The 24,365-nt window shown below is 69.4% G+C and carries 25 protein-coding genes; 17 read left to right on the top strand and 8 right to left on the bottom strand.

Annotation, left to right across the window (positions count from 1 at the left end; all coding sequences use genetic code 11):
- Positions 1 to 74 precede the first annotated feature (74 nt).
- Complete coding sequence (locus WI697_RS01445; protein WP_298645914.1) at positions 75 to 761, top strand: dienelactone hydrolase family protein; 687 nt, start codon at positions 75 to 77, stop codon at positions 759 to 761.
- Between the two features lie 193 nt (positions 762 to 954).
- Positions 955 to 1,929: a quinone oxidoreductase family protein gene (locus WI697_RS01440; protein WP_062766646.1), complete on the top strand. Its 975-nt coding sequence runs from the start codon at positions 955 to 957 to the stop codon at positions 1,927 to 1,929.
- A gap of 117 nt (positions 1,930 to 2,046) precedes the next feature.
- Here the strand turns inward: WI697_RS01440 and rho are convergent, their stop codons facing one another.
- The 4 genes from rho to hemE all read right to left on the bottom strand — a co-directional run bounded on the left by rho (position 2,047) and on the right by hemE (position 6,673).
- Positions 2,047 to 3,306, bottom strand: a complete 1,260-nt coding sequence (gene rho / locus WI697_RS01435; protein WP_014746923.1) for a transcription termination factor Rho — start codon at positions 3,304 to 3,306, stop codon at positions 2,047 to 2,049.
- A 683-nt stretch (positions 3,307 to 3,989) separates the two neighbouring features.
- Positions 3,990 to 4,436 (bottom strand): protoporphyrinogen oxidase HemJ, encoded by a 447-nt coding sequence (gene hemJ / locus WI697_RS01430; protein WP_014746922.1) that lies wholly within the window; start codon positions 4,434 to 4,436, stop codon positions 3,990 to 3,992.
- An 84-nt stretch (positions 4,437 to 4,520) separates the two neighbouring features.
- Positions 4,521 to 5,612, bottom strand: a complete 1,092-nt coding sequence (gene hemH / locus WI697_RS01425) for a ferrochelatase (RefSeq protein WP_298642882.1) — start codon at positions 5,610 to 5,612, stop codon at positions 4,521 to 4,523.
- 8 nt (positions 5,613 to 5,620) lie between these two features.
- Complete coding sequence (gene hemE / locus WI697_RS01420) at positions 5,621 to 6,673, bottom strand: uroporphyrinogen decarboxylase (protein WP_014746920.1); 1,053 nt, start codon at positions 6,671 to 6,673, stop codon at positions 5,621 to 5,623.
- Between the two features lie 752 nt (positions 6,674 to 7,425).
- Here hemE and WI697_RS01415 point away from each other — a divergent pair.
- Genes WI697_RS01415 through dnaQ form a run of 5 tightly spaced genes read left to right on the top strand, consistent with a single transcriptional unit; the run spans position 7,426 to position 11,318 of the window.
- Positions 7,426 to 8,379, top strand: coding sequence for a pyruvate, water dikinase regulatory protein (locus WI697_RS01415; protein ID WP_197465226.1), 954 nt, complete (start codon positions 7,426 to 7,428; stop codon positions 8,377 to 8,379).
- Between the two features lie 4 nt (positions 8,380 to 8,383).
- Complete coding sequence (locus WI697_RS01410) at positions 8,384 to 9,019, top strand: Maf family protein (protein ID WP_062766651.1); 636 nt, start codon at positions 8,384 to 8,386, stop codon at positions 9,017 to 9,019.
- A 14-nt stretch (positions 9,020 to 9,033) separates the two neighbouring features.
- Entirely contained in the window at positions 9,034 to 9,930 is an 897-nt protein-coding gene (locus WI697_RS01405; RefSeq protein WP_345957136.1) for a shikimate dehydrogenase, read from the top strand.
- Positions 9,924 to 10,592, top strand: coding sequence for a dephospho-CoA kinase (gene coaE / locus WI697_RS01400; RefSeq protein ID WP_345957135.1), 669 nt, complete (start codon positions 9,924 to 9,926; stop codon positions 10,590 to 10,592). Before WI697_RS01405 ends, coaE begins: the two co-directional genes overlap by 7 nt.
- A 42-nt stretch (positions 10,593 to 10,634) precedes the next feature.
- On the top strand, positions 10,635 to 11,318 hold the full coding sequence (gene dnaQ, locus WI697_RS01395; protein WP_345957134.1) for a DNA polymerase III subunit epsilon: 684 nt from the start codon (positions 10,635 to 10,637) through the stop codon (positions 11,316 to 11,318).
- An 8-nt stretch (positions 11,319 to 11,326) separates the two neighbouring features.
- On the opposite strand, the gene WI697_RS01390 is transcribed toward dnaQ, so the two are convergent.
- Entirely contained in the window at positions 11,327 to 12,202 is an 876-nt protein-coding gene (locus WI697_RS01390; RefSeq protein ID WP_345957133.1) for an SDR family oxidoreductase, read from the bottom strand.
- Positions 12,203 to 12,308: 106 nt separating this feature from the next.
- Between WI697_RS01390 and WI697_RS01385 the strand changes: the two genes are divergently transcribed.
- Positions 12,309 to 13,238: a LysR family transcriptional regulator gene (locus WI697_RS01385; RefSeq protein ID WP_345957132.1), complete on the top strand. Its 930-nt coding sequence runs from the start codon at positions 12,309 to 12,311 to the stop codon at positions 13,236 to 13,238.
- A 144-nt stretch (positions 13,239 to 13,382) separates the two neighbouring features.
- Here the strand turns inward: WI697_RS01385 and secB are convergent, their stop codons facing one another.
- The gene (gene secB / locus WI697_RS01380) at positions 13,383 to 13,865 is read right to left on the bottom strand and encodes a protein-export chaperone SecB (RefSeq protein WP_062761288.1); all 483 of its coding nucleotides are present in this window, start codon (positions 13,863 to 13,865) and stop codon (positions 13,383 to 13,385) included.
- 140 nt (positions 13,866 to 14,005) lie between these two features.
- A complete protein-coding gene (locus WI697_RS01375; RefSeq protein WP_296712751.1) occupies positions 14,006 to 14,530 on the bottom strand; it encodes an FxsA family protein in 525 nt (174 codons plus the stop codon).
- Positions 14,531 to 14,731: 201 nt separating this feature from the next.
- On the opposite strand from WI697_RS01375, the gene WI697_RS01370 reads away from it, so the two are divergent.
- From WI697_RS01370 to WI697_RS01335, 8 genes are all read left to right on the top strand, one after another.
- Positions 14,732 to 15,421 carry a Tim44/TimA family putative adaptor protein gene (locus WI697_RS01370; protein WP_082828158.1) on the top strand — a complete coding sequence of 230 codons (690 nt, stop codon included), beginning with the start codon at positions 14,732 to 14,734 and terminating at the stop codon, positions 15,419 to 15,421.
- A complete protein-coding gene (gene mltA / locus WI697_RS01365; protein WP_345957131.1) occupies positions 15,418 to 16,710 on the top strand; it encodes a murein transglycosylase A in 1,293 nt (430 codons plus the stop codon). Before WI697_RS01370 ends, mltA begins: the two co-directional genes overlap by 4 nt.
- Before the next feature lie 120 nt (positions 16,711 to 16,830).
- Entirely contained in the window at positions 16,831 to 17,649 is an 819-nt protein-coding gene (locus tag WI697_RS01360; protein ID WP_062761281.1) for a (Fe-S)-binding protein, read from the top strand.
- Between the two features lie 16 nt (positions 17,650 to 17,665).
- Positions 17,666 to 19,147 carry a LutB/LldF family L-lactate oxidation iron-sulfur protein gene (locus tag WI697_RS01355; protein WP_345957130.1) on the top strand — a complete coding sequence of 494 codons (1,482 nt, stop codon included), beginning with the start codon at positions 17,666 to 17,668 and terminating at the stop codon, positions 19,145 to 19,147.
- Positions 19,144 to 19,839 (top strand): LutC/YkgG family protein, encoded by a 696-nt coding sequence (locus tag WI697_RS01350; protein ID WP_345957129.1) that lies wholly within the window; start codon positions 19,144 to 19,146, stop codon positions 19,837 to 19,839. Before WI697_RS01355 ends, WI697_RS01350 begins: the two co-directional genes overlap by 4 nt.
- A gap of 8 nt (positions 19,840 to 19,847) precedes the next feature.
- Positions 19,848 to 20,741 (top strand): Smr/MutS family protein, encoded by an 894-nt coding sequence (locus WI697_RS01345; protein ID WP_345957128.1) that lies wholly within the window; start codon positions 19,848 to 19,850, stop codon positions 20,739 to 20,741.
- Positions 20,738 to 21,151, top strand: coding sequence for a helix-turn-helix domain-containing protein (locus WI697_RS01340; protein ID WP_062761492.1), 414 nt, complete (start codon positions 20,738 to 20,740; stop codon positions 21,149 to 21,151). The genes WI697_RS01345 and WI697_RS01340 overlap by 4 nt, the downstream gene beginning before the upstream one ends.
- Before the next feature lie 18 nt (positions 21,152 to 21,169).
- Positions 21,170 to 22,039: a carbohydrate kinase family protein gene (locus tag WI697_RS01335; RefSeq protein ID WP_345957127.1), complete on the top strand. Its 870-nt coding sequence runs from the start codon at positions 21,170 to 21,172 to the stop codon at positions 22,037 to 22,039.
- Here the strand turns inward: WI697_RS01335 and WI697_RS01330 are convergent.
- Positions 22,020 to 23,261, bottom strand: a complete 1,242-nt coding sequence (locus WI697_RS01330) for an MFS transporter (RefSeq protein ID WP_345957288.1) — start codon at positions 23,259 to 23,261, stop codon at positions 22,020 to 22,022. The genes WI697_RS01335 and WI697_RS01330 overlap by 20 nt on opposite strands.
- 127 nt (positions 23,262 to 23,388) lie before the next feature.
- On the opposite strand from WI697_RS01330, the gene WI697_RS01325 reads away from it, so the two are divergent.
- Positions 23,389 to 24,360 carry an AraC family transcriptional regulator gene (locus tag WI697_RS01325; RefSeq protein WP_345957126.1) on the top strand — a complete coding sequence of 324 codons (972 nt, stop codon included), beginning with the start codon at positions 23,389 to 23,391 and terminating at the stop codon, positions 24,358 to 24,360.
- The last annotated feature ends 5 nt before the right edge of the window (positions 24,361 to 24,365 follow it).

Below are 24,365 nucleotides of genomic sequence, written 5' to 3'. Positions count from 1 at the left end.
CCACGGAAACCTGGCGCCGGGCCGTTCATTCCGCATCCCGACCAGACAAGCAAAGGGGCCGAACAGTGGGCAGCATGGTGCAGATCACCGCCAGGGACGGCGGTACGTTTGACGCATATCTGGCGACGGCGCAGGGCGGCAGCGGCCCGGCGCTGGTTCTGATTCAGGAGATTTTCGGCGTCAATCACCTGATGCGCTATCAGGCGGACTGCTTCGCCGCCAAGGGCTTCACCGTCATCGTCCCCGACCTGTTCTGGCGGCAGGAGCCGGGCGTGATGATCACCGATCAGAGCGAGGCCGACTGGCAGAAGGCCTTCCAGCTGTTCCAGGGTTTCGACGCGGACAAGGGCGTCGAAGACATCGCCGCAACGGTGGACTATATCCGCGGCCAGAGCAGCACCGGCAAGGTGGGCGCCATCGGCTGGTGCCTGGGCGGCCGCCTGGCTTTCCTGACCGCGGCCCGCACCAATATCGATGCGGCGGTCAGCTATTACGGCGTGGCGCTGGACGACAATCTGGGCGAGGCGGCGTCGATCGGCGGCAAGCTGCTGATGCATGTGGCGGCCAAGGATGATTTCGTGCCGCCGGAGTCGCAGGAGAAGATCAAGTCGGCGCTGGCCGACAACCCGAAGGTGGAGCTGCATGTCTATGAGGGCTGCAACCACGCCTTCGCCCGCCCGGGCGGTGCCAATTTCGTGCAGGACGCGGCGCTGAAGGCCGATGACCGCACCCTCGCCTTCCTGAAGAGCACGATCGCCTGACAGACGACGGCATGACGCAGACAGAGGGGGACGGTCCTGACGGGCTGTCCCCCTTTCTTTTGTCGTGGCGGAAACAGGCCGTTCCGGCGGCGGATCCGGCAGGGGCATTGCACGATCGCCCGGCCTCGCCGATCATCGGGAACCGAAACACCCCTGCGTCCCCAGAGACGTGCCCATATGGAGGAGACACCCGATGGTGAAGGCGATCCGGATCGAACGGACCGGCGGCCCCGAGGTGATGGCGTTTGTCGAGGTCGAGGTCGGTGAGCCCGGGCCCGGCCAGATCCGCATCCGTCACACGGCAATCGGCCTGAACTTCATCGACGTCTATTTCCGCACCGGCCTCTACCCCGCTCCCCTGCCCGCGATCCTGGGCATGGAAGGTGCCGGCGTGGTGGTCGCGGTGGGCGACGGCGTCGACGACCTGAAGCCCGGCGACCGGGTCGCCTATGCCAGCGGCCCGATGGGCAGCTATTCGGAAGAGCGGCTGATGCCGGCCGACCGGGTGGTGCCGGTGCCCGATGCCATCGACGACCAGACCGCCGCCTCGATGATGCTGAAGGGCATGACCGCGCAGTATCTGCTGCGCCGCACCTTCCCGGTCCAGGCCGGCCAGACGATCCTGATCCACGCCGCGGCCGGCGGTGTCGGCCTGATCGCCTGCCAGTGGGCCAAGGCGCTGGGCGCCACCGTCATCGGCACCGTCGGTTCGCCCGAAAAGGCCGAACTGGCCCGTGCCCATGGCTGCGACCACCCGATCCTCTATCGCGAGGAAGACCTGGTGGCGCGGGTGAAGGAGCTGACCGGCGGCAAGGGCGTGCCGGTGGTCTATGACTCGGTCGGCAAGGACACCTTCATGGCCTCGCTCGACTGCCTGCAGCCGCGCGGCTATATGGTGAGCTTCGGCCAGTCCTCGGGCCCGGTCGGCCCGGTGGATCTGGTGGTGCTGAACCAGCGCGGCGGCCTTTATGTCACCCGCCCCTCCCTCTTCCACTACACCTCGACCAAGGAAGAGCTGCGCGCCACGGCGAAGGATCTGTTCGACGTGGTCGGCTCGGGCAAGGTGAAGGTCGGTGCCGCCCGCACCTATCCGCTGGCGGAGGCCGCCCAGGCCCATCGCGATCTGGAAGCCCGCGCCACCACCGGCGCCACCGTATTGCTGCCCTGAGCGCCCCGGGATCGGGCGATCATATCGTTCCACGTGGAACACAGACGAGAAAGGCCGCCGTCCCATCCCTGGGGCGGCGGCCTTTTCCATACGGCGTTCCACGTGGAACAGCGGCGGTCAGCTGTTCATGGAATCGAAGAAGTCCGCATTGCTCTTGGTGTGCTTGAGCTTGTCGAGCAGGAAGTCCATGGCGTCGATGGTGCCCATGGGCATCAGCACGCGGCGCAGCACCCACATCTTCGACAGCGTGCCGCGGTCGACCAGCAGCTCTTCCTTGCGGGTACCGGACTTGCCGATATCGATCGCCGGGAAGGTGCGCTTGTCGGCCAGCTTGCGGTCCAGGATCAGCTCGGAATTGCCGGTGCCCTTGAACTCTTCGAAGATGACCTCGTCCATGCGAGAGCCGGTGTCGATCAGCGCGGTGGCGATGATGGTCAGCGAGCCGCCCTCTTCGATGTTGCGGGCGGCACCGAAGAACCGCTTCGGGCGCTGCAGGGCATTGGCATCGACACCGCCGGTCAGCACCTTGCCGGAGGACGGCACCACGGTGTTGTAGGCGCGCGCCAGGCGGGTGACCGAGTCGAGCAGGATCACGACGTCGCGCTTGTGCTCCACCAGCCGCTTGGCCTTTTCGATCACCATCTCGGCGACCTGGACATGACGCGAGGCCGGCTCGTCGAAGGTGGAGCTGATCACCTCCCCCTTCACCGAGCGGATCATGTCGGTGACCTCTTCCGGGCGCTCGTCGATCAGCAGAACGATCAGATAGCACTCGGGGTGGTTGGTGGCGATCGCATGGGCGATGTTCTGAAGCAGCACCGTCTTGCCGGTGCGCGGCGGCGCCACGATCAGCGCGCGCTGGCCCTTGCCGAAGGGCGCCACCAGGTCGATCACCCGGCTGGCGGTGGTGGTCTTCTTCGACGGGTCCGAGAGTTCCAGGTTCAGCCGCTTGTTGGGATAAAGCGGCGTCAGATCATCGAAATTGATCTTGTGCCGGGCATTGTCCGGCGCGTCGAAATTGATGCTGTTGATCTTGAGCAGCGCGAAATAGCGCTCGCCCTCTTTGGGGGCCCGGATCTGACCATCGACGGTATCACCGGTCTTCAGGCCGAAACGGCGGATCTGCTGGGGGCTGACATAGATGTCGTCCGGCCCCGCCAGATAGTTGCTCTCGGGCGCCCGCAGGAAGCCGAAACCGTCCTGGAGCACTTCGAGCACGCCGCCGCCATGGATGGCGACGTTCTGTTCGGCAGACTGCTTCAGGATCGCGAACAGCAGATCCTGCTTGCGCAGCGTGCCGGCGTTCTCGACGCCCAGGGTCTCGGCGTACTGGAGCAGCTCCGCCGGGGTTTTCGTCTTCAGTTCCTGAAGGTTCATGCGATGGATTTCCGATCGGGGGTCGACGGACGGGGGGCGCCGGAATGGCGGGATCCCGTTCAACGACGAAGCCGGGGCGACGCCTGGCTCAACCTGTTTTACGCAAGCCCGGCAGACAGGCTGCGTGCGTGTGTGTCGAATGGTCGGGCCGAACCACCCGGACAGTCCGGTCATCCAGAACGGGCCGGCAGGGCGCCGGCCGGACACAAACCATGTGAGCGGAGACGTCGAGGATCATCGACGTCGATCACGAACCGGTAACGGCCCGGTTCGGTTCCGGAAACGGATGTGGTCCTGAAGGGGTTCGATCGACGAGGAGAGGACTGAAAGACCGCGTCGGCGCAGAGAGCCTGGCGATCCGGACCGGTACCCGCAACTGCGATCCCTGAATGCCCACCGCCCGGCCAATGCGGCGGCGCGGGTGGTGACGGGTGAAGCATGTCGCCCGGCGACGTCCGTCTGTCCGTTCCGTCCCGGCATGCCGCAGGCATGGGACGAACGTCACGATACCGGCTTCACCGGCACGTCAACCGTGCCGATGCCTAATCAGTTAGCGCGTCACATGGCCGCTGTCAAATCCGATACGCCGGAAATCGATACGACCTTGGTCGATTTCCGGCAGAATCGCGCAATTGTCACGCTCTCTGCCCCGCCATGGGGACCCACCACCCCCTCCGGTCGGATCAGAAGGGCTTCACGATCACCAGGATCACGATGCCGATCATCAGCACCGTCGGCACCTCGTTCATCCAGCGATAGAAGCGCGCGGAATGGCGGTTGCGATCTTCCGCAAAGGCCCGGCGCCAGGCGCTGAAGGCGCCATGCATGCCCGACATGATCAGCACCAGGGCGATCTTGGCATGCAGCCAGCCTTCCGACAGCGAGACCGCCCCGGTGGTCAGGATCAGAATGCCGAACAGCCAGGTGGCGATCATCGCCGGATTGATGATCGCCTTCAGCAATCGACGCTCCATCACCTTGAAGCGCTCGGACAGTTCGGATCCCGGGGCGGCATCGGCGTGATAGACGAACAGCCGCGGCAGATAGAACATGCCGGCCATCCAGGCGATCACCGAGATCACATGCAGGGCCTTGAACCAGGGATAGGCGCCGGCGAATGCGTCGATCATGGGATGGTGCCTCGTCTCGGATGGCTGGTTGCGGTCGCGGCAGGTACCGGCGCGGCAGGGAGTCGTGCGTCAGGGAGTCATGCGTCAGGTATGGGCGCGGCAGGCGCAGCGGCCGAATTTTGCGGGACAGGACGGCCCTGCCCGATCGGGCGCCACCCCCTCGCGCCCCGCCGCCTGCATCACCAGATCGCCCAGCCCGCGGATGAAGGCCGGATGGGTGGTGGGTGTGGGCGCCCGCAGATAGGGCGTGACGCCGGATTTTTCGGCGAGGTGGCGGTATTCGACGTCGAGCTCGACCAGGGTCTCGACATGTTCCGAGACGAAGGCGATCGGCACCAGGATCAGGCCGCAACCGTCCCGCCCTGCCCGTTCGACCTCGGCATCGGTCGAGGGGCCGATCCATTCCAGCGGCCCCACCCGGCTTTGATAGCAGACCTGCCAGTCGATGGTCTCAAGCGGCCGGCCGAGCATCGCCGCCACCCGGTCCATCACCGCGGCACAGCTCTGTTCCACCTGCCACTGATAGGGGTCGCCCCGCTCGATGATCTTCTTCGGCAGGCCATGGGCCGAAAGCAGGATGCGCATCGGCCGGCCCGGTGCCTCGGCCTCGGCCTGGTGCCAACGCTCCACGATCAGGCTTGCATGCGCCTCGACCAGGCCGGGTTCGACCGGCCAGCAGCAGACGGTCGAGGTCGGCACCCTCAGCCCGGCCTTGCGGGCGGCCCGATCCCAGTCCTTGAGCGACGAGGCGCTGGTCGAGGTGGAGAACTGCGGATAGAGCGGCAGGGCGATGATCCGGTCGGGCGCCCAGGCCTTGACCTCGGCCGCCACCTCGGGCGCGAAGGGATGCCAGTAGCGCATCACCGGCCAGGCCCTGACCGTTTGCCCGCGACCCGACAGCTCTGCCTCCAGCGCCCGGGCCTGGCGCAGGGTTTCCGGCAGAAGCGGCGAGCCGCCGCCCATCAGGGCGTAGTTTTCCCGCGCAAAGGGCGCACGACGGGTGCTGATCAGCTTCGCGATCGCCCAGCGCAGCGGCAGGGGCAGCGAGATGATCGCCGGATCGAAGAACAGGTTGAACAGGAACGGCTGAACGGCATCCGGCCCGTCGGGCCCGCCGAGATTGAACAACAGGACAGCGATTCGTCCCGTTTCCTTATTGTCACGTTCCTTGATCATAACCTGTATCAGACTCTCGCGGCATCGGCCTCGCGCACTGCAGCGATCACCTGGGCGACATGGCCGGGATCGGTCGGCGGCAGGACGCCATGGCCGAGATTGAAGACGAAACCGCCCATCGGAGCCAGCCGGTCACATATCTTCCGCACCCTGCGGGTGAGATCCGGCCCGCCCGCGACCAGACGGCCGGGATCGAGATTGCCCTGAACCGCGACATGCGGCCGGAGACGGGTGGCGATCGCCTCCACGCTCCAGGTCGGATCGACGCTGACCGCATCGACACCGGCATTCCGGACGAAATGCTCATATAGCGTGCCGGCCCGGTTCGGAAAGCCGATGATCGGCAGATCCGGATGCGCGGCACGGATCCGGCTGGCGATGCTGCGGATGGGCGTGACCGTCCAGCGATCGAACCCGTCTTCGTCCAGCGCCCCGGCCCAGCTGTCGAAAATCTGCACCGCCTCGGCACCCGCGGCGATCTGCGCCTCCAGATGACGGACGGTCGCATCGACGATCAGATCGATCAGCACCTGGAAGCCGTCCGGGTCACCATAGGCCCAGCGCTTGGTGTTGAGGAAATCCTTGCTGGAGCCGCCTTCGACCATATAGGTCGCGATGGTCCAGGGGGCGCCGGCAAAACCGATCAGCGCCCGGCCCTCGGGCAGCGCCGCCTTCACCCGCGCGGCGGTTTCATAGACCGGCGCCAGGAAAGAGGTGACCCGTTCGGGATCGAGCGCGGCCAGGCCCGCGGCATCACGGATCGGATCGAGCCGCGGCCCCTCGCCTTCGGCGAACCAGACCGTCTGACCCAGACCGTGGGGCACGACCAGGATGTCCGAAAACAGGATCGCCGCATCCAGATCGAAGCGGCGCAGCGGCTGAAGGGTCACTTCGGTCGCAAGATCCGGGCTGTAGCAGAGATCGAGGAACCCCTTCGAGCGCGCCCGAAGCTCGCGATATTCCGGCAGGTAGCGGCCGGCCTGACGCATCAGCCAGATCGGGGTCCGGTCCGGATGCCCGCCTTTGAGGGCGGCGAGCAGCGGCTTGGTGGTCTCGGTCATCGATGCGGTCCTCGGATCTCTGGCAGGCAGACGGCCGCGTCGGCAAAGGACGGTCGGCCGGCCCTGCCGCCGGTCGCGCGGATCATGCCCGTTCGGAAGATTCGATTCCAGCGGAGTCCGTGGGCGATTTTCGTTTTCGGCTGCGACCGAACGTCTCTGCCGTTGCCGGATCGGCATGGCGTTGCCGAAACGGCAACGCCTGATGATGGCAAAAGCCACCCGTTCGGCTGCACAACCCCGTTGCGCTCCGGCTTTCGTTCGAACCATGCGAACCGCATGTTCCGGCCCCAGACTGCAGTTCTCTCGCCCTGTGGACAAGGCCCCATCTGCAGAAAGGAAGGGATTCGGGATGGAAAGGTTGTAGAGGATAGAGGGTGCCTGTGGATATCGGGGATCCCCACCCATTCACAAACCATCCACAGAAAAGCCCCCATGTGGACGATCTGCCGGCACCCTTCGGAGGCCTGAGTGGATAACTCCGGAGTCGCGCGCGGAGTCTCGGGGGATAATGTCGTGGATAACGTGGAAAACTCTGCCCTCCCCGACGGCCGTCCTCGCACCGTCGCCGCCATCCCCGGGCGGCTGCCCACATGGAGACGGCTCGGCGGATGACAGATGAAGAGCGGTGACGCAATATGAGCGCCCGACGCCAGACCCCGTTCGGCCCCCGTAATTCCGGGTTATCCACAGCCGTGAACGGGGCATGAACAGGGCGCGAACATCGCCCCCGACGACGCTTGCTGGAGATCCGGATGGCCGAAGACGAGCCGACCGCGGCGCCGCCGCGCCCCACCCCCGCAGCCCCCGCGCTCAGCCCCTCTGCCGACGGGGCAGCGGGTGCCGCGCCGGCATTGCGCGGCGGCGGCCATGGTGCAGATCTGCATCGCGAACAGGTTTTGTTCGACCTGCATCTGGTGTCGGATTCAAGCGGCGAGACCGTGAACACGGTCGCCCGTGCCGTGCTGGCCCAGTTCGACGGGGTGGATGCGCGCGAGCATGTCTGGTCGCTGGTCCGCTCTCCGGCGCAGCTGGAAAAGGTGATCCAGTCGATCGAGGCCCATCCGGGCCTGGTCATGTATACGCTGGCGCTCAGCGAATTGCGCGAGCGGCTGGAAGAGGCCTGCCGGCGGCTGAAGGTCCCCTGCGTGCCGGTGCTGGACCAGATCACCGACATCGTCAGCGGCTATCTGGGGGTGTCGGTCTCCCGCCGGCCCGGGCGGCGGCATATGCTCGACCAGGAATATTTCGCCCGGATCGATGCGATGCATTTCGCGCTGATCCATGATGACGGCCAGTCGCTCTGGGACATCGACGATGCCGATATCATCCTGGTCGGCGTGTCGCGGAGCTCCAAGACGCCGACCGCGATCTATCTGGCCAATCGTGGGGTGAAGGCCGCCAATGTGCCGCTGGTGCCCGGCCAGCCCCTGCCGGAGGAGGTGGAAAGCGCCACGCGGCCGTTCATCGTAGGGCTGACCACCAGCCCCGAACGGCTGGTGCAGATCCGCCGCAACCGGCTGCTGAGCCTGAACCAGCCCGATGACGGGGAATATATCGACATCGATGCGGTGCGCACCGAGGTGATCGCCGCCCGCCGGCTGTTCGAGCGCAAGGGCTGGCCGGTGATCGACGTGACCCGCCGGTCGATCGAGGAAACCGCCGCCGCGATCTATCAGATGTATCTGCGCCATCTGGGGGAGAGTTGACCCGATGACCCCTGTGCCGACCCGTGACGACACCGCCGCCGCGGAACCGCGGCTGATTCTGGCCTCTGAAAGTGCCGCGCGCGCGAAGCTGCTGGCGGGTGCCGGGCTCGATTTCCTGGCCCTGCCCGCCCGCATCGACGAGACGGCGGTGAAGGAGGCGATGGCCGCCGAGGGTGCGCCGGCCGAGGATGTGGCGGTGATGCTGGCCGAGATGAAGGCCCGCCGGATCTCGGGCCGTGCCGGCCGGGTGCCGGTGCTGGGCTGCGACCAGATGCTGGTCGCCGACGGCCGCTGGTTCGACAAGCCCGCCGATCGCGACGGCGCCCGCGCGACGCTGGAGGCCCTGTCGGGCCGGCGTCACGAGCTGATCTCGGCCGCGGTGGTCACCATCGACGGCGCCCGGGTCTGGCATGCCATCGGCCGCGCCCGGCTGACCATGCGCCCGCTGTCCCCCGCCTTCATCGACCAGTATCTGGACCGGGCCGGAGAGGCGGTGCTGGGCTCGGTCGGCGCCTATCAGCTGGAGGGGCTGGGTGCGCAGCTGTTCTCGAAGGTCGAGGGCGACTATTTCACCATACTGGGCCTGCCGCTGATCGAGCTGCTGGACTTCCTGCGCCTGCGCGGCGTGATCCCGAGCTGACGGACGGGCGCCTGATGACTGAACCCCTGCATCCCGTCTGGATCAGCGGCGCCGCACGGCTGGCCGGCGTGATCGGACACCCCGTCACCCATTCGCGGTCGCCGCGCCTGCACGGCTTCTGGCTGGCACGCCACCGGATCGACGGCGCCTATCTGCCGCTGGCGATCCGGCCCGGGGATCTGGCCGAGACCCTGCCGGCCCTGCCCCGCATGGGCTTTCGCGGCGTCAATCTGACCCTGCCGCACAAGGAACTGGTGCTTCCGCTCTGCGACGAGGTCGAGCCGGTGGCCCGCGCGATCGGCGCGGTCAACACCCTGGTCTTCGGCGAAGACCACCGGATCACCGGCACCAATACCGACGCCTGGGGCTTCGGTGCCGCCCTGGCGGCCGGGGCGCCGGCACGCGATGCGACGGCACCGGCCCTGGTGCTGGGGGCGGGGGGTGCTGCGCGCGCCGTGGTCTATGCCCTGGCCGAGGCCGGTGCCGAGCGGATCCTGATCGCCAACCGCACGGCCGAAAGGGCTGAGGCCCTGATCCGCGATCTGGCGCCACATTGCCCGGCGACGGTGCTGGAGGCGGTGGACTGGGCGGCCAGATCGGATCTGCTGGCCGGGTGCGGCACGCTGGTCAACACCACCAGCCTGGGGCTGCACGGCCAGCCGCCGCTCGAGATCGATCTTGCGCGGGCGGATGACCGGCTGGTGGTGTCGGATATCGTCTACGACCCGCTGGAGACCCCGGTCCTGACGGCGGCCCGCGCCCGCGGGCTGGTCGCGGTCGACGGGCTGGGCATGCTGCTGCACCAGGCGGTGCCGGGCTTCGAGCGCTGGTTCGGGGTGCGGCCCGTGGTCGATGCGGCCCTGCGCCGGCATGTCGCCGCCGATCTGATCGGAGCGGAGGCCCCATGCTGATCATCGGCCTGACCGGTTCCATCGGCATGGGCAAGTCGACGACCTCGAAGATGTTCCGGCGGCTGCGCGTGCCGGTCTTCGACGCCGATGCGACCGTGCATGCCCTGCTCGCCCCCGGCGGCCGCGCCTTCCGGCCGGTGATCGAGCGCTTCCCCGAGGCGCTGAAGGACGGGCGCATCGACCGGGTGGCGCTGGGCGCCCGGGTCTTCGGGCGCAAGGCGGAGCTGCGCGCGCTGGAGCGGATCATCCATCCGCTGGTGCGTGACGAGCAGCGCCGCTTCATCGCAAGCCATGCCCGCCGGCGCGCACCGATGGTGGTGCTGGACATCCCGCTGCTGTTCGAAGGCGGCGGCGATGCCCATGTCGATGCCGTACTGGTGGTGAGCGCGCCCAACTGGGTGCAGGCCCGCCGGGTGCTGGCCCGTCCGGGGATGACGCGGGCCAAGTTTCGCGACATTCTGTCGAAACAGGTGCCGGATGCCGAAAAGCGTCGCGGCGCCGACGCCGTGATCCAGACCGGGCTGGGCCATGGCCATGCCTTCCGGTCGCTGAAACTGGCGCTGGACGGGTTCGGCCGTCATCGCCACCAGATGTGGAAGCATCACTGGCACCGGCCGCGGATCCGGCGGCCCACGGGGCCGCGCCGGCGCCCCGGCGGCTGAGATCGTCTTTATCCGCGTCTGCCGAACGAGGAGACGAGAAGCGTGCGTGAGATCGCCTTCGACACCGAAACCACAGGCTTCGACCCCGCCACCGGCGACCGGCTGGTCGAAATCGGCTGCGTCGAGATCCTGGATCAGGCGCGCACCGGTGCCGAATTCCATGTCTATATCAACCCCGAGCGCGACGTGCCCGAGGCGGCCGTGGCGGTGCACGGGCTGACGGCCGACCGGCTGAAGACCGAGCCGGTCTTCGCCGAGGTCGCCGACCGCTTTCTGGACTTCGTGGGCGATGCGCCGCTGGTGGCGCATAACGCCGCCTTCGACATGCGCTTCATCAATGCCGAGCTGACCAGGCTGGGGCGCCAGCCCATCCCGATGTCGCGGTCGATCGACACCGTGCAGATGGCCCGCATCCGCTTTCCGGGCGCGCCGGCCAGCCTGGATGCGCTCTGCCGCCGGTTCGGCGTCGACAACAGCAACCGCCTGCTGCACGGCGCGCTGCTCGACGCCCAGCTGCTGGCCGAGGTCTATCTGCATCTTCTGGGCGACCGCCAGCGCGGTTTCGACCTGGCCGCCGACCGGCGGGGCGGGCCGGGCGAGACCGACGGCCGCCGCCGCACGATCGCCCGGCCGCCCCGGGTCCATACCCCCACCCCGGCCGAGCTGGAGGCCCATCAGGCCTTCATCCTGAAGGAGGTGAAGGCGGCGATCTGGCTTGAAGACTAGCGCAGATCTCAGGTCCGCAGTGCAGAGAGCATGGCCGCTGCGAAATCCCGATAGCTGTGGAGCGGGCGTCCGAGCATGGCGGTCAGCCGCGCGACGTCGCCGGCCCCCGGGATCATGCCGTCGCTGACATAACGTTCGGCCATCAGGCGCATCTCGTATGCCGTCCATTTCGGCAGGAAGCCTGCCATGGTCTGCTCGAAACCGCTGGGGTCGTCGCCGCCATAGGCGACGGGGCGGCCAAGCAGTCCTGTCCAGATCCGGGCGATGTCCGGGCCGGTCAGCGTATCGGGCCCCGTGACGTTGATCGTCTCGATCGGCAGTGTCTCTGCCGCCTGATCGCGGCGCATCAGCTCGATCGCCGCCACTTCGGCGATATCGCGCGTGTCGACCATGGCGACGCCCCTGCCGCCGATCGGCATCGGATACACGCCGTGATCCAGGATGACGTCCCTGATCATCAGCTCGTTGTCGATGAAATAGGTGGGGCGCAGGATCGTGGCGCCGAAGCCCATCTGCTCCAGCATCCGCTCGGCGCCGTACTTGACCGCGAAATGCGGCACATTGACGGCGCGGTCGGCATCGAACACCGACAGATAGACCACCCGCGTCACATTCGCCTCGCGGGCGAGGTTCAGGGTGATGATGGCCTGGGTGAACTCGTCTCCGGTCACCGCATTGAGCAGGAAGAGCGTGCGCACGCCCGAGAAGGCGCGGCGCATGGCATCGATGTCGAGCAGATCGCCCTGTACAACGTCGACGCCGGCGGGGAAGGCGGCTTTTGCGGGATCGCGGGTCAGCACGCGCAGATCCGCACCGCGCCGGACGAGCTGGTCGACGAGATGGCGGCCGATGCGGCCGGTTGCGCCTGTCACGAGAATGGTCATCGGGAACTCCCTGGTTCGGATTGCCTTTGGACACCCCAGTCATCGATGATCCAGGATCTTGCCGATAGCCGCGGAATCTGGACATGCCGTCTCGGAGGTGGAACAGATGGATCTGCTTGCCCTCGCCGACTTCAACCTGGTGGCCCGCCATGGTGGCTTCGGGCGTGCCTCTCGTGCCGCCGGCCGGCCAAAGGCCACGCTGTCGCGCCGTGTGGCGGAGCTGGAGGCCGCACTGGATCTGCGATTGTTCGAACGCGGTGGCCGCAGCCTGCGGCTGACCGAAGACGGGCGTGCGCTGTACGAGCGGACCGCGCGGCTGCTGACAGAGCTGGACGAGACCGCCCAGGCGATCGCATCGGGAGGGCACAGCCCCCGCGGGCGCCTGCGGATCAGCGCGCCGCTGCTGTTTGCGCAGACTGCCATGGGCCGGCTGGCCGCGCGGTTTTCCCGGCGCCACCCCGAGGTGCGGCTGGAGGTTACGACCGAAGACCGGGCCGTCGACATGGTCGAGGAAGGCTATGATCTGGTCATCCGGGTCAATCCGGCGGCAGATGACAACCTGGTGGGACGGCCGTTTCTGCGCGACCGGCTGGTGGTGGTGGCCAGCGCCGCGCTGCCGCTGCCCGACGACGGCACGCCCTGGCCCGCGGTCGTGCGCGGCCCGATCGAGCCGCCGGCAGCCTGGCCGGTGACGACGCCGGCCGGCAGATCACAGATTCGGGCGGCGCCGGTGCTCAGCCTGTCGTCGATGATCATGGTGCGCGATGCGGTGCTGGCGGGTGCAGGCATCGCAAGCCTCCCGATCTCGCTGGTCAGCCGCGATCTGGCATCGGGCCGTCTGCGATGGCTTGGCGATGTCGAGGGGCCGGAGATCGTGCTGTGGACGCTCTATCCGTCGCGCCGGCTGCTGAATGCCCGCGTCTCGGCCTTTCTCGATAGTCTGCGGGAGGCCTTTCCCACCGGCGCGCCCGAGGAGCTGGCGGCCTTCATGGCCGGGCGGCCTGCTTCCGACGCCCGGCTCGCCGGAGGTGACTAGTTTTCCGGAGGTGAGTGGGGCCGGAGGCGCGTGGGACCGGCCCTGAAAACGAAACGCCGCCGCCCGGGCAAGGGCGGCGGCGTTTCGGGCAGGCTGCAGTGCGGCGCCGGGACCGGCACCCCTGCGGCTTACTGCGGCTGAGGCTTACTGCGGCTGGGCGCGGCGCTGCTGCTCGGCCTGGAACAGCTGCACGAAATCGATCGGGTCCAGCATCAGCGGCGGGAAGCCGCCGTCGCGGGTGGCATCGGCGATGATGCGGCGCGCGAAGGGGAAGAGCTGGCGCGGACCTTCGATCAGCAGGAAGGGCTGGATCTGCTCCTGCGGGAAGTTCTCGAGCATGAACACGCCGCCATAGGACAGCTCGCAGAGGAAGGTGGTGTTTTCCTCGTGCTTCGCCGAGGCGGACAGCTTCAGCTCGACCTCGTAATTGTCGTCGCCGAGCGGCTGGGCGCCGACATTCACCGAAACCTGGATGTTCGGCCGGCTCTGGGCCGAGGCGATCAGGGAGCGCGGCGCGTTCGGGTTCTCGAACGACAGGTCCTTGATGTACTGGATGGCGAGGCGGAAGCGCGGCGAAGCCTCGGCGCCGGCTGCGCCGTTGCCCTCGGGCGTCTGGGTGTCGGCCATGGGGTGCTGGTCTCCGGGTGACGCAGGTGTTGATCTGGGGCCGACCGGATCGCCGGCCATGTCGGGCGTAACATGTGCGCCCGCGCGGTGCAAGTGCAGCGCCGGGGATGGTGACCGGTGGTCGATCGCCGTCCTGTCGGTCAGCGGCCGATCAGCGGCGGCTCGTCGTCGTCGGGCCGGCGGCGACCGTCTGCCGGGCCGGGACGATCGGCGGGCGTCGAGTATTCGCCCTCGATGATCACGCTGCCGTCACGGCTGCGCCACTGGCTGCCGGGCTGGCCCGGCCCCGGGCGGCCGGTCATCACGAAGCGGGTGCGGGAGAGGATCTGGGTCTGCAGCAGCCGGCGGATCGCCGGCACCAGCAGCAGGCCGCCGATCGCATCGGTGAAGAAGCCGGGGACCATCAGCAGCACGGCCGCCAGCCCCAGGAACAGGCCGTCGAAGACCTGATCGACCGGCGCCTCGTTGCGGTTGAGCCGGGCCCGGGCCTCGGTCAGGGCCTTCAGACCCTGATGGCGCAGCATGGCGGCACCCGCCACCGCGGTCAGCACGCAGAGCGCTACCGTCGGCAGGGCGCCGATCTCGCTGCCCACCTGGATGAACAGGAAGACCTCGATCAGCGGCACGAAGAGGATTGCGAGAAGCAGAGAGACTGCGGCGACCATGCTTGCCCTTTCCTGAACCGACCCTTATGTAAGGGTGGAGGCGGCGCCGTCCAACCCTCGTCGCGTTCGTGCGACCCCATTTCCGCACCCATGCCATCGGGTGCCGGGATCCGCGGGTGCGAATGCCGGCCGGACGCGGCCGACCGATCGTGTTCCGCCGCCGAAATCCTTCGTGCGGACGTCTCCGACGGCCAGGTCCTGATGTCCATGGAATATCTCGACATCCTCTTCTTCGCCCTCGTCGCCGTGTTCGTGGCGCTGCGCCTGCGTGGCGTTCTGGGCACGCGCACCGGCCACGAACGGCCGCCGGAAGAGACGCGCAACCCGCTCTCCCCCCGCAGCGGCGATCCCAAGGCCGCCGAGGCCGGCGCCCAGCAGCCGGGGCCCGCCCGGGTGCTGCCCTTCCCGATGTCCGAGAAGGTGATGTCGCTGATCGACCAGCCGGCGCTGGAAGGGGTGGAATATATCCGCCGCGCCGATCGCAACTTCGATCCCAAGGGCTTCCTGGAGGGCGCCCAGCAGGCTTTCGAGATGATCCTCGACGCCTTCGCCCGGGGCGATCGCCAGACGCTGGCCATGCTGCTGTCGCCGCAGGTGCTGGCCGGCTTCAACCAGGCGATCGATGCGCGTGAGCAGGCGGGCGAGACCCACAGCACCCGCATCGTGTCGGTGCGCGAGCCGCGCATCGCCGAGGCCCGGCTGGCCGGCAGCATGGCGCAGGTGACGGTGCGCTTCTCCACCACCCAGATCAACCAGACGCTGGACGCCGAGGGTCGCGTGGTCGCCGGCGGTGCCGAGGAGATCGACCTGATCGACCTCTGGACCTTCGAGCGCGATACCCGGTCGAGCGATCCCAACTGGATCCTGACCGCGACCCGCAGCGGCGAATGACCGCAATGCGCGGCCGCAGCCTGCGCCTTGCGGGCGCCTTCGCCGTGCTCGCGCTGGCCGGGGCGGCGCTGATCGGCGGCTGGTATCTCAGCACGCGCAACCTGCCGGAACCCGAGACGCCGCCGGCCCCGCAGCCGGCGGTGACCGCCGAGGGGCCGCGCTTCACCCGCATCGCCTTCGGCGACTTGCCCGGCTGGGACGACGACGACCAGTCGGCCGCACTCGGCGCCTTCCAGATCTCGTGCCGGATCATCCTGCGCCGGCCGGTGGCGGCGCCGCTCGACCGGGGCGGGCGCTTCGGCACGGTCGGCCACTGGCGGGATGTCTGCGGTGCGGCGGTGGATCTGCCGCTGGACGATGCCGGCGCGGCCCGTGCCTTCTTTGAACGCCATTTCAACGCCTGGCAGGTGGCGAAGCCGGATGGCGACACCAACGGCCTGTTCACCGGCTATTACGAGCCGGAACTGGCCGGATCGCTGACCCCCGACGCCCGGCACGACGTGCCGCTCTACCGCCTGCCCGAGGATCTGGTTGTGGCGGATCTGGGCGCCTTCGACGATGCGCTGGACGGTCGCCGTCTGGTCGGGCGGGTGGCCGACGGGCGGTTCGCCCCCTATTACGACCGCGCGGCGATCGCCGACGGCGTGCTCGACGGCCGCGGGCTGGAACTGCTCTGGGTCGACGACCCGGTCGATGCCTTCTTCCTGCAGATCCAGGGCTCGGGCCGGGTGCGGCTGCCCGACGGGCGGGTGCTGCGGGTGGGCTATGCCGGGGCCAATGGCCGGCCCTATCGATCGATCGGCAAGGTGCTGATCGATCAGGGCGAGATGAAGCCCGAAGAGGTGTCGCTGCAAAGCCTGCGCGCCTGGCTGGCCGCTCATCCCGACCGGATGGTCTCGATCCTGGATCAGAACCCGTCCTATGTGTTCTTCCGGCTGCTGGACGACGACGGGCCGCTGGGCGCCATGGGCGCGGTGCTGAGCCCGGGCCGGTCGCTGGCGGTCGACCGGTCGATGCTGCCGCTGGGGGCGCCGGTCTGGCTGGATGCCAGCTATCCGGCGGGCGTCGGCGCGCTTTCGGAAACGCCGCTCCGGCGGCTGATGATCGCGCAGGATACCGGCGGCGCGATCAAGGGGGCGGTGCGCGGCGACGTGTTCTGGGGTCCGGGCGATTTCGCCGAGCTGGTCGCCGGGCGGATGAAGGAGCGCGGCAGCTATGCCGTGCTGCTGCCGCTCGCCATCGATCCGTCGACCGTACCGGCCCCGGAGACGGCCGCAGCGGGCGGTTGAGCGCCCGGAGGTGAGCGGCAGGCTTGCCTCCGCGGCCACATCGCCCCATCCTCGTCCGCAAATGCCGGCCGGCCCCGCAGAAGCGCGGGCCTGTCCGAAGCTTCAGAAGGACGAGCGACGGTGAATACCCCAAGCGAGACGGCGGCGAAGCCCGCCCGTGCGCGCGAACCGGCCACGGTCGGCCTGTTCGCGACCTGTCTGGTGGATCTGTTCCGGCCGAGCGTGGGGTTTGCCACGGCGAAGCTGCTGGAAGAGGCCGGGTGCCGGGTGGTGGTGCCCGACAGCCAGACCTGTTGCGGCCAGCCGGCCTTCAATTCGGGCGACCGGGCCGATGCCCGTGCGATCGCGCGCGAGGTGATCGCTGCCTTCGAGCCCTTCGACTATGTGGTCGTGCCGTCGGGATCCTGCGGCGGCATGATCTCGCACCACTATCCCGAGCTGCTGCGCGACGATCCGGACTGGGGGCCGCGGGCCCGCCGGCTGGCGGCGAAGACCTATGAGCTGATGGCCTTCCTGGTCGATGTCCGCGGCATGGAGGGGGTGAAGGCGAGGCTGGACGCCACCGTCACCTATCACGACAGCTGTTCGGGCCTGCGCGAGCTGGGGGTGAAGGCACAGCCGCGCAAGCTGCTGGGCACCGTCGAAGGGCTGACCCTGAACGAACTGCCGGGGGCCGAGGAATGCTGCGGCTTCGGCGGCACCTTCTGCGTGAAATACCCTGAGATCTCGGGCCGCATGGTCTCCAACAAGGTGGCGGATATCCGCGCCACCAATGCCGATCTGCTGCTGGCGGGCGATATGGGCTGCCTGCTGAACATGGCCGGGCGGCTGAAGCGCGAGGGCTCCACCATCCAGGTCCGCCACGTGGCCGAGGTTCTGGCCGACATGACCGACACCGCAGCCATCGGCGACACCGCCGCCGGCGCGGACCGGCGCTGAGCGGGAGGGCGATCCGATGGAGGCGACCAGTCACCGCTTTAAGGACAATGTCCACGACGCCCTGGGCGATGCCAATCTTCAGGCCTCGCTCGCCAAGATCCGCTCGGGCTTCGTGCCCAAGCGGGCGGCCGCCGCGGCGGCCCTGCCCGAGTTCGAGACGCTGCGCGACCAGGCGCGCGACATCAAGAACCATGTGCTCGGCCATCTCGACATCTATCTGGAGCGCTTCGCCGAGGCGGTGGAGGCCCGGGGCGGCAAGGTCCATTGGGCCGAGACCGCGGCCGATGCCCGGCGGATCATTCTGGACCTGGCGCGCGCCGGCAATGCCCGGACCGTCACCAAGTCGAAATCGATGGTGACGGAAGAGATCGCGCTCAACGATGCGCTGGAAAAGGCCGGGATCGAGCCGATCGAGACCGATCTGGGCGAGTACATCATCCAGCTGGCCAAGGAGCCGCCGAGCCACATCATCGCGCCGGCGATCCACAAGACCAAGGAACAGGTGGCGGAGCTGTTCCTGCGCCATCACGGCCGCTATGGCAAGACCCGCCGCCTGACCGAGCCGACCGACATGGTCCGCGAGGCGCGCGAGGTGCTGCGCCAGAAATATCTGGACGCCGATGTCGGCATCACCGGCGCCAATTTCCTGGTCGCCGAGACCGGATCGATCATCCTGGTGACCAATGAGGGCAATGCCGACCTGACCCTGTCGCTGCCGAAGCGCCATATCGTGCTGGCCGGCATCGAAAAGCTGGTGCCGACGCTGGAAGACGCCTCGACCATGCTGAGAGTGCTGGCACGGTCGGCCACGGGGCAGGAGTTCTCGTCCTATACCACGCTGGTGACCGGGCCGAAGCGCGAGGGCGATCTGGACGGGCCCGAGGAATTCCATGTGGTGCTGCTGGACAACGGCCGCTCGGGCATGGTGGGCACCGAATTCCAGGACATGCTGCGCTGCATCCGCTGCGGCGCCTGCATGAACCATTGCCCGGTCTACGGCACCGTCGGCGGCCATGCCTATGGCTGGGTCTATCCGGGCCCGATGGGGGCGGTGCTGACCCCGGCGCTGATCGGCGTGGAAGAGGCGGGCCACCTGCCCAATGCCTCGACCTTCTGCGGGCGCTGCGAACAGGTCTGCCCGGTGCGGATCCCGCTGCCGCGGATGATGCGCGCCTGGCGGACTCGGGAATTCGAACGCCATCTCAGCCCCACCTCGCAGCGCTGGGGGCTTGGGGTCTGGGCCTGGTTCGCGAAACGGCCCCGGGCCTATCGCCTCGTCACGCGCACCGCGGCCGCCCTGCTCGGCCGGATGGGCCGGTCTCAGGGTCGGCTGAAGCGGCTGCCGCTCGCCGGGGGCTGGACCCGTGTCCGCGACATGCCGGCGCCCGAAGGCCGCAGCTTCGTGGCCGCCTGGAAGGCCGATGGCCGCCCGACCCAGGCGCCGGGGGACGCCACCGCCCGCCGCCATCGCGGGTCAGCGAAGGAGCAGGGCCGATGACCATCTCCCAGGGCGACGATGCCCGCGCCCGCATTCTGGGCGCGGTGCGCGCCGGCATCCGCCGCGATCCGGCGAACGAGGCCGAGGCCCGGGCCCGGGTCGCCGCCCGGATCGAGGCCCACCGCCCCAACACCATCCCGGCCCGGGCCGATCTGGACCCGGCCGGCCGGGTGTCGCTGTTCATCGACCAGCTGCAGAAGGTGGCGGGCACGGTGACCCGGGTCGCGCGCCTGGACGAGGTGCCGGCGGCGGTGGTCGACTACATGGCCGCCTGTAACCTGCCGATGGCCGCCGGCCGGGCGCCCGACCCGCTGCTCGACCGGATCGACTGGGCGGGGGCGGCACCGCTGCTGACCCTGCGCGCCGGCCCGGCCGAGGCGGCCGACGAGGTCTCGGTGACCAGCGCCTTCGCCGGCATCGCCGAAACCGGCACGCTGGCCCTGGCGTCGGGGCCCGAGCATCCGACCACGCTGAACTTCCTGCCCGAGACCCATATCGTGGTGCTGCCCGCCTCACGCGTGGAACGCGCCTACGAGGATGTCTGGGCCAGGCTGCGCACCGAACGCGGTGTCCCGCCGCGTACCTTCAACCTGATCACCGGCCCCAGCCGCACCGGCGACATCGAGCAGCAGATCGAGCTTGGTGCCCACGGACCGCGGCGGCTGCATGTGGTGATCGTCGACGAGGTCTGACCCTGCCCATGCCCGCACGTCCTCCCCGAACCGGCGACCAGGACGCGCTTCGGCCCGATCCCGAGGCCGAGGCGCGGTTGTTCGAACGGGCGATGCGCTCGGAAGACGTCGCCGAACGCTCGTCGCTGCGCGGCCCCGATCTGCCCTCGGTTCATGCAACCGCGGCGGCGGGGGACGAGCAGGGCGTGGCGCCCGCCACCCGCCGGCGCGCGGCCGCCGTGCCGCCCCCCGCCCCGCAGGCCAGGCCGGTGCCGCGTTCCGCCCGCGGCATCAGCCGGGGGGAGCTGGACCTGTTCGGCTCGGCGATGAGCGATGTGAAACCGCTTCCCGGTCACGCGGTGGCGGTGCCGCCCCCGCCGCCACCTCTGCCGCCGGTTCCCGAGCTGCCGGTTTCCGGGCTGCCGGGGACCATGGTTGCGGCGGCCGCGCCCGGGCCCGCATCTTCAGGCCGCCGGCCGGCCGCACCCGAACCGCTTCAGGCGCTGACCGGCAAGGCCTTCGACGGGCTGGACCGGCGCAGCCAGGCCCGGCTGCGCCGCGGCGCCATGCCGGTGGAGGCGATGCTGGACCTTCACGGCCATGGCCGCGAGGTGGCCCGCGGCATGCTGGTCGATTTCATTGCCCGGTCCCATGCCCGCGGCCTGCGCTGCGTGCTGGTGATCACCGGCAAGGGGGGCCCCAGGCCGCAGCCGGTGGTGCGCCGCCGCGGCATGGCCGTGCCCGAGACCCCCGAGCCGCCGCGCGAGCCCTGGGCGACCAACCCGGCCGGCGTGATCCGCAGCGAGCTGCCGCGCTGGCTGAACGAGCCCGAGACCCGGTCGAAGGTGCTGGCCTTCACCCAGGCCCGGCAGATGCATGGCGGCTTCGGCGCCGCCTATATCCTGCTCAAACGCGAGCGGTGACACCCTTCGGAGAGCGCCTGCGCCAGCTTCGGGCCGCGCGCGGGATCAGCCAGAAGCAGATGGCCCGCGATCTGGAGATCTCCAACGCCTATCTCTCGGCGCTGGAACATGGCCGGCGCGGCGTGCCGACCCGGTCGCTGCTGATCCAGATCTGCACCTATTTCAACATCATCTGGGACGAGGCCGAGGAACTGGAGCGGCTGGCCGGGCTGTCCGATCCCAAGGTGACGGTAGACACCGCCGGCCTGGATCCCCGGGCCACCCGCCTGGCCAATCTGGTGGCCCGGCGGATCGCCACGCTGGACGGGCCCACCCTCGACCGGCTGCTCGCGGTCCTCGACGCGGCGCGCCCCGACGGTCAGACTGGTCGGGGTCGGGCCGGCGAGCGGCCACCCGACCCCGCTGACTGATCGGAGGACATTCCGCCCATGGTTGCCCCCTTCCCTGCCCGTATCGCCGTCGTCGGCAGCCTGAATGCCGATCGGGTGATCCGCCTGGACCGGCCCATCGTCTCGGGCGGACGGCCGCGCGGGGTGGACGAGGGCCCGCGCATCGGCGGGTCCGGCGCCAATGTCGGCACGGCGCTCGCCCTTGCCGGCCATCACCCGGCGCTGATCACCCGCGTGGCCCATGATGCGCTGGGCGACCGGCTGGTGGCGGACGTGACCGCCTGCGGGCTGGATGTCTCCAGGCTCGACCGCACTCTCGACCACTCGCCCGAGACCATGCTGCTGCTGGATCCCGAAGGCGAGCGGACCATCCTGAAGATCGGCCATCATCTGGCCTGGGTCCCGCCGGAAAGCGTGCTCGACGGCATGGACGCCCTGTTCCTGAACAGCCGCAACCCCGAGGCCGGCCGGCTGCTGGTGGCCGCCGCCGAACGCGGCCTGCCGGCGATCGCCCAGATCCCGCCGGCCGAACACGAACCGACCCTGCCCGCCGGCAGCTGGCCGGCACGGGTCTTCGTGGCCTCGATCGACGATCTGGCGCCGGCCGCGGCGGCGGACCCGCTCGGCGCCGCACAGCGGCTTGCAGGCGACCGGCTGGAGTGGGTGGTGGTCACCCATGGCGCCGAGGGGTCGGAGGCCTTTGCCGCCGACGGCCGGCGGATCCGCTGCCCGGCCTGCAAGGTCGACCGGGTGATCGACACCACCGGCGCCGGCGACGCCTTTGCCGGCGGGCTGACCGATGCCTGGCTGCGAGGGCTGGACATGGGCCAGGCGCTGGCGCGGGGCAGTGCCTTCGGGGCCCGGGCGGTGCAGACCGAAGGCAGCGTGCTCAGGTCCCTGCCTGCCTGACCCCTGCCCGCTCGACCCCTGCCTGCCTGACCGCGGCCCGCGGGCCGATCCGGACCCGGGTCAGGATCAGCAGGGCGGCGGCGGCCAGCACCAGGGTGGCCGCGAGGAAAACCCCCGGGGCGCCGTTCAGATCGAAGATGACCCCGCCCGCGGCGGCACCGGTGGCGATGGCCAGCTGGATGGCGGCCACGATCAGCCCGCCGCCGCTTTCGGCCTCGTCGGGGGCCGCCCGGGTCAGCCAGGTGGACCAGGCGACCGGCACCGCGCCGAAGGCCATGCCCCAGAGCGCCAGCATCACCGCATCGCCGAAGACGGTGCCACCGGCCAGCACCAGCCCCAGGCCCAGCACGACCATCAACGCCGGCATCGCCACCAGCACCGCCTTCAGGTTGCGGGCGATGGCCGGCCCCGCAAGGCCGGTGCCGAGAAAATTGGCGAGGCCGAAGCCGAGCAGGATGGCCGACACGCCCTGGATGCCCACGCCGGTCACCGTTTCCAGGAAGGGCCGGACATAGGTGAAGACGGCGAAATGGCCGGTGAAGACCATCAGCACCGCGACCATGCCGGCACCGACCCGGGGCCGGCGCAGCACCAGCACCAGCGTGCCGAACCGCGTGGTGGCAGAGGCGGCCATGCGCGGCAGGGTGGCGTACTGGGCCAGAAAGGCGGCGAGGCCGAGCCCGGCCGCCATCAGGAAGACCGCCCGCCAGCCCAGCTGATCGCCCAGGAAACTGCCGAGCGGCGCCGCGGCGACGGTGGCGGCCGAGACGCCGCCGAAGACCATCGACAGCGCCCGGGGGATCGCCGCTTCCGGCACCAGCCGCATCACGGTGGCGGTGGACATGGCCCAGAACCCGCCCAGTGCCACGCCCAGCACCAGCCGGGCCGCGATCAGCACAGGCAGGCTTGAGGCGACGGCCGCGAGCAGGTTGGAGGCGACGAGCAGGCCCGAGAAGCCGAGCAGCACCACCCGCCGGTCCAGCCCGCGGGTCGCGGCCGGGATCAGCAGGCTGGCGAGGAGGCCGATGGCGGCGGTGGCGGTGACCGCCTGCCCGGCCAGGCCTTCGGTGACGCCCAGATCTGCGGCCATGGGGGTGAGCAGGCTGGCCGGCAGGAATTCCGCCGTCACCAGCCCGAAGACGCCGAGCGCCATGGAAAACACGGCCCCCCAGGCGGGGGCGGCGCTGCCTGCCGGAGCGGCCGTCGCGACAGCCTCGTTCATCATCTGATCCTTGTCGACGGAAGGCGGGGAGAGGGGGGAGGTTGGAGGAAGAGAGCGGAAGGTAGGCTGGACTCCCCGGACGATCCATGCCATCTGATCCGGAAGCTTTGATCAAAAGTCCGGAACCATGGCCGAACCTCTGTCCGACCCGATGAGCGAGCTGCTGATGGGCATGCGGCTCGACGGCATCCGCTATCGGCGGATCCAGATCGCCCGCCCGCGCGGGGTGCGGTTCGGGCCGCGGGAGGACGACCCCTCTGATGAAGGGCGGGCACAATTCCACTTCGTGGCGCGCGGCGAGGTCTTCCTGCACAGCCCGTCGGGCGAGCTGCTGCGGCTGGGGCCCGGCGATGCGGCCCTGCTGCCCCGCGGCGGCATCCATGCCCTGCTCTCCGATCCCGGCCAGCCCGGACAGGATCTCGACGATTTCGCCGCCCGGACGCTCTGTGCGCAGGTGGAGGCAGTGCGCGCCTGCGATGCAGAGTGCTGCCCCATGACCGGCGCGGTGGTGTTCAGCGGCTGCATGAGCTTCGATCTGGGCGGCATGCAGCCGCTGGTCGCGCTGATGCCCGAGGTGATGCCGGTCGCCACCCTGATCGACCGCACGCCCGAAATCCTGCCGATGCTGGAAGCGATGGAGCGCGAGGCCTGCGCCGAACGCGCCGGCTTTGCCGCCATCCTGGCGCGGCTGGCCGATGTGGTTGCGGCCTCGATCCTGCGCGGCTGGGTGGAGAACGGCTGCGGCGAAGCCTCGGGCTGGGTGCAGGCGCTGCGCGATCCGCGCCTGGGCCGGGCGCTGGCGGCCCTGCATCGCGACCCCGGCCGCGACTGGACGGTGGCGGAGCTGGCCGGCCTTGCCGGCGCCTCGCGCTCGGTGTTCGCCGAACGCTTCCTGGCCGCCACCGGCACCACGCCGCTGCGCTATCTGGCCGGCCTGCGCATGCGCCTCGCCACCCGCTGGATCGGCCGCGACCGGCTGCCGATCGACATTGTCGCCGACCGGCTGGGCTATGCCTCGCAGGCGGCGTTCAGCCGGGCGTTCAAGCGGGTGACGGGGCAGTCGCCGGGGGCGGTGCGGAGCACGCCGTCGGCGGCGTAGCCTCT

The organism is Tistrella mobilis, from assembly GCF_039634785.1.
Taxonomy (GTDB): domain Bacteria; phylum Pseudomonadota; class Alphaproteobacteria; order Tistrellales; family Tistrellaceae; genus Tistrella; species Tistrella mobilis.
This window is presented reverse-complemented; position numbering and strand designations above follow the sequence as displayed.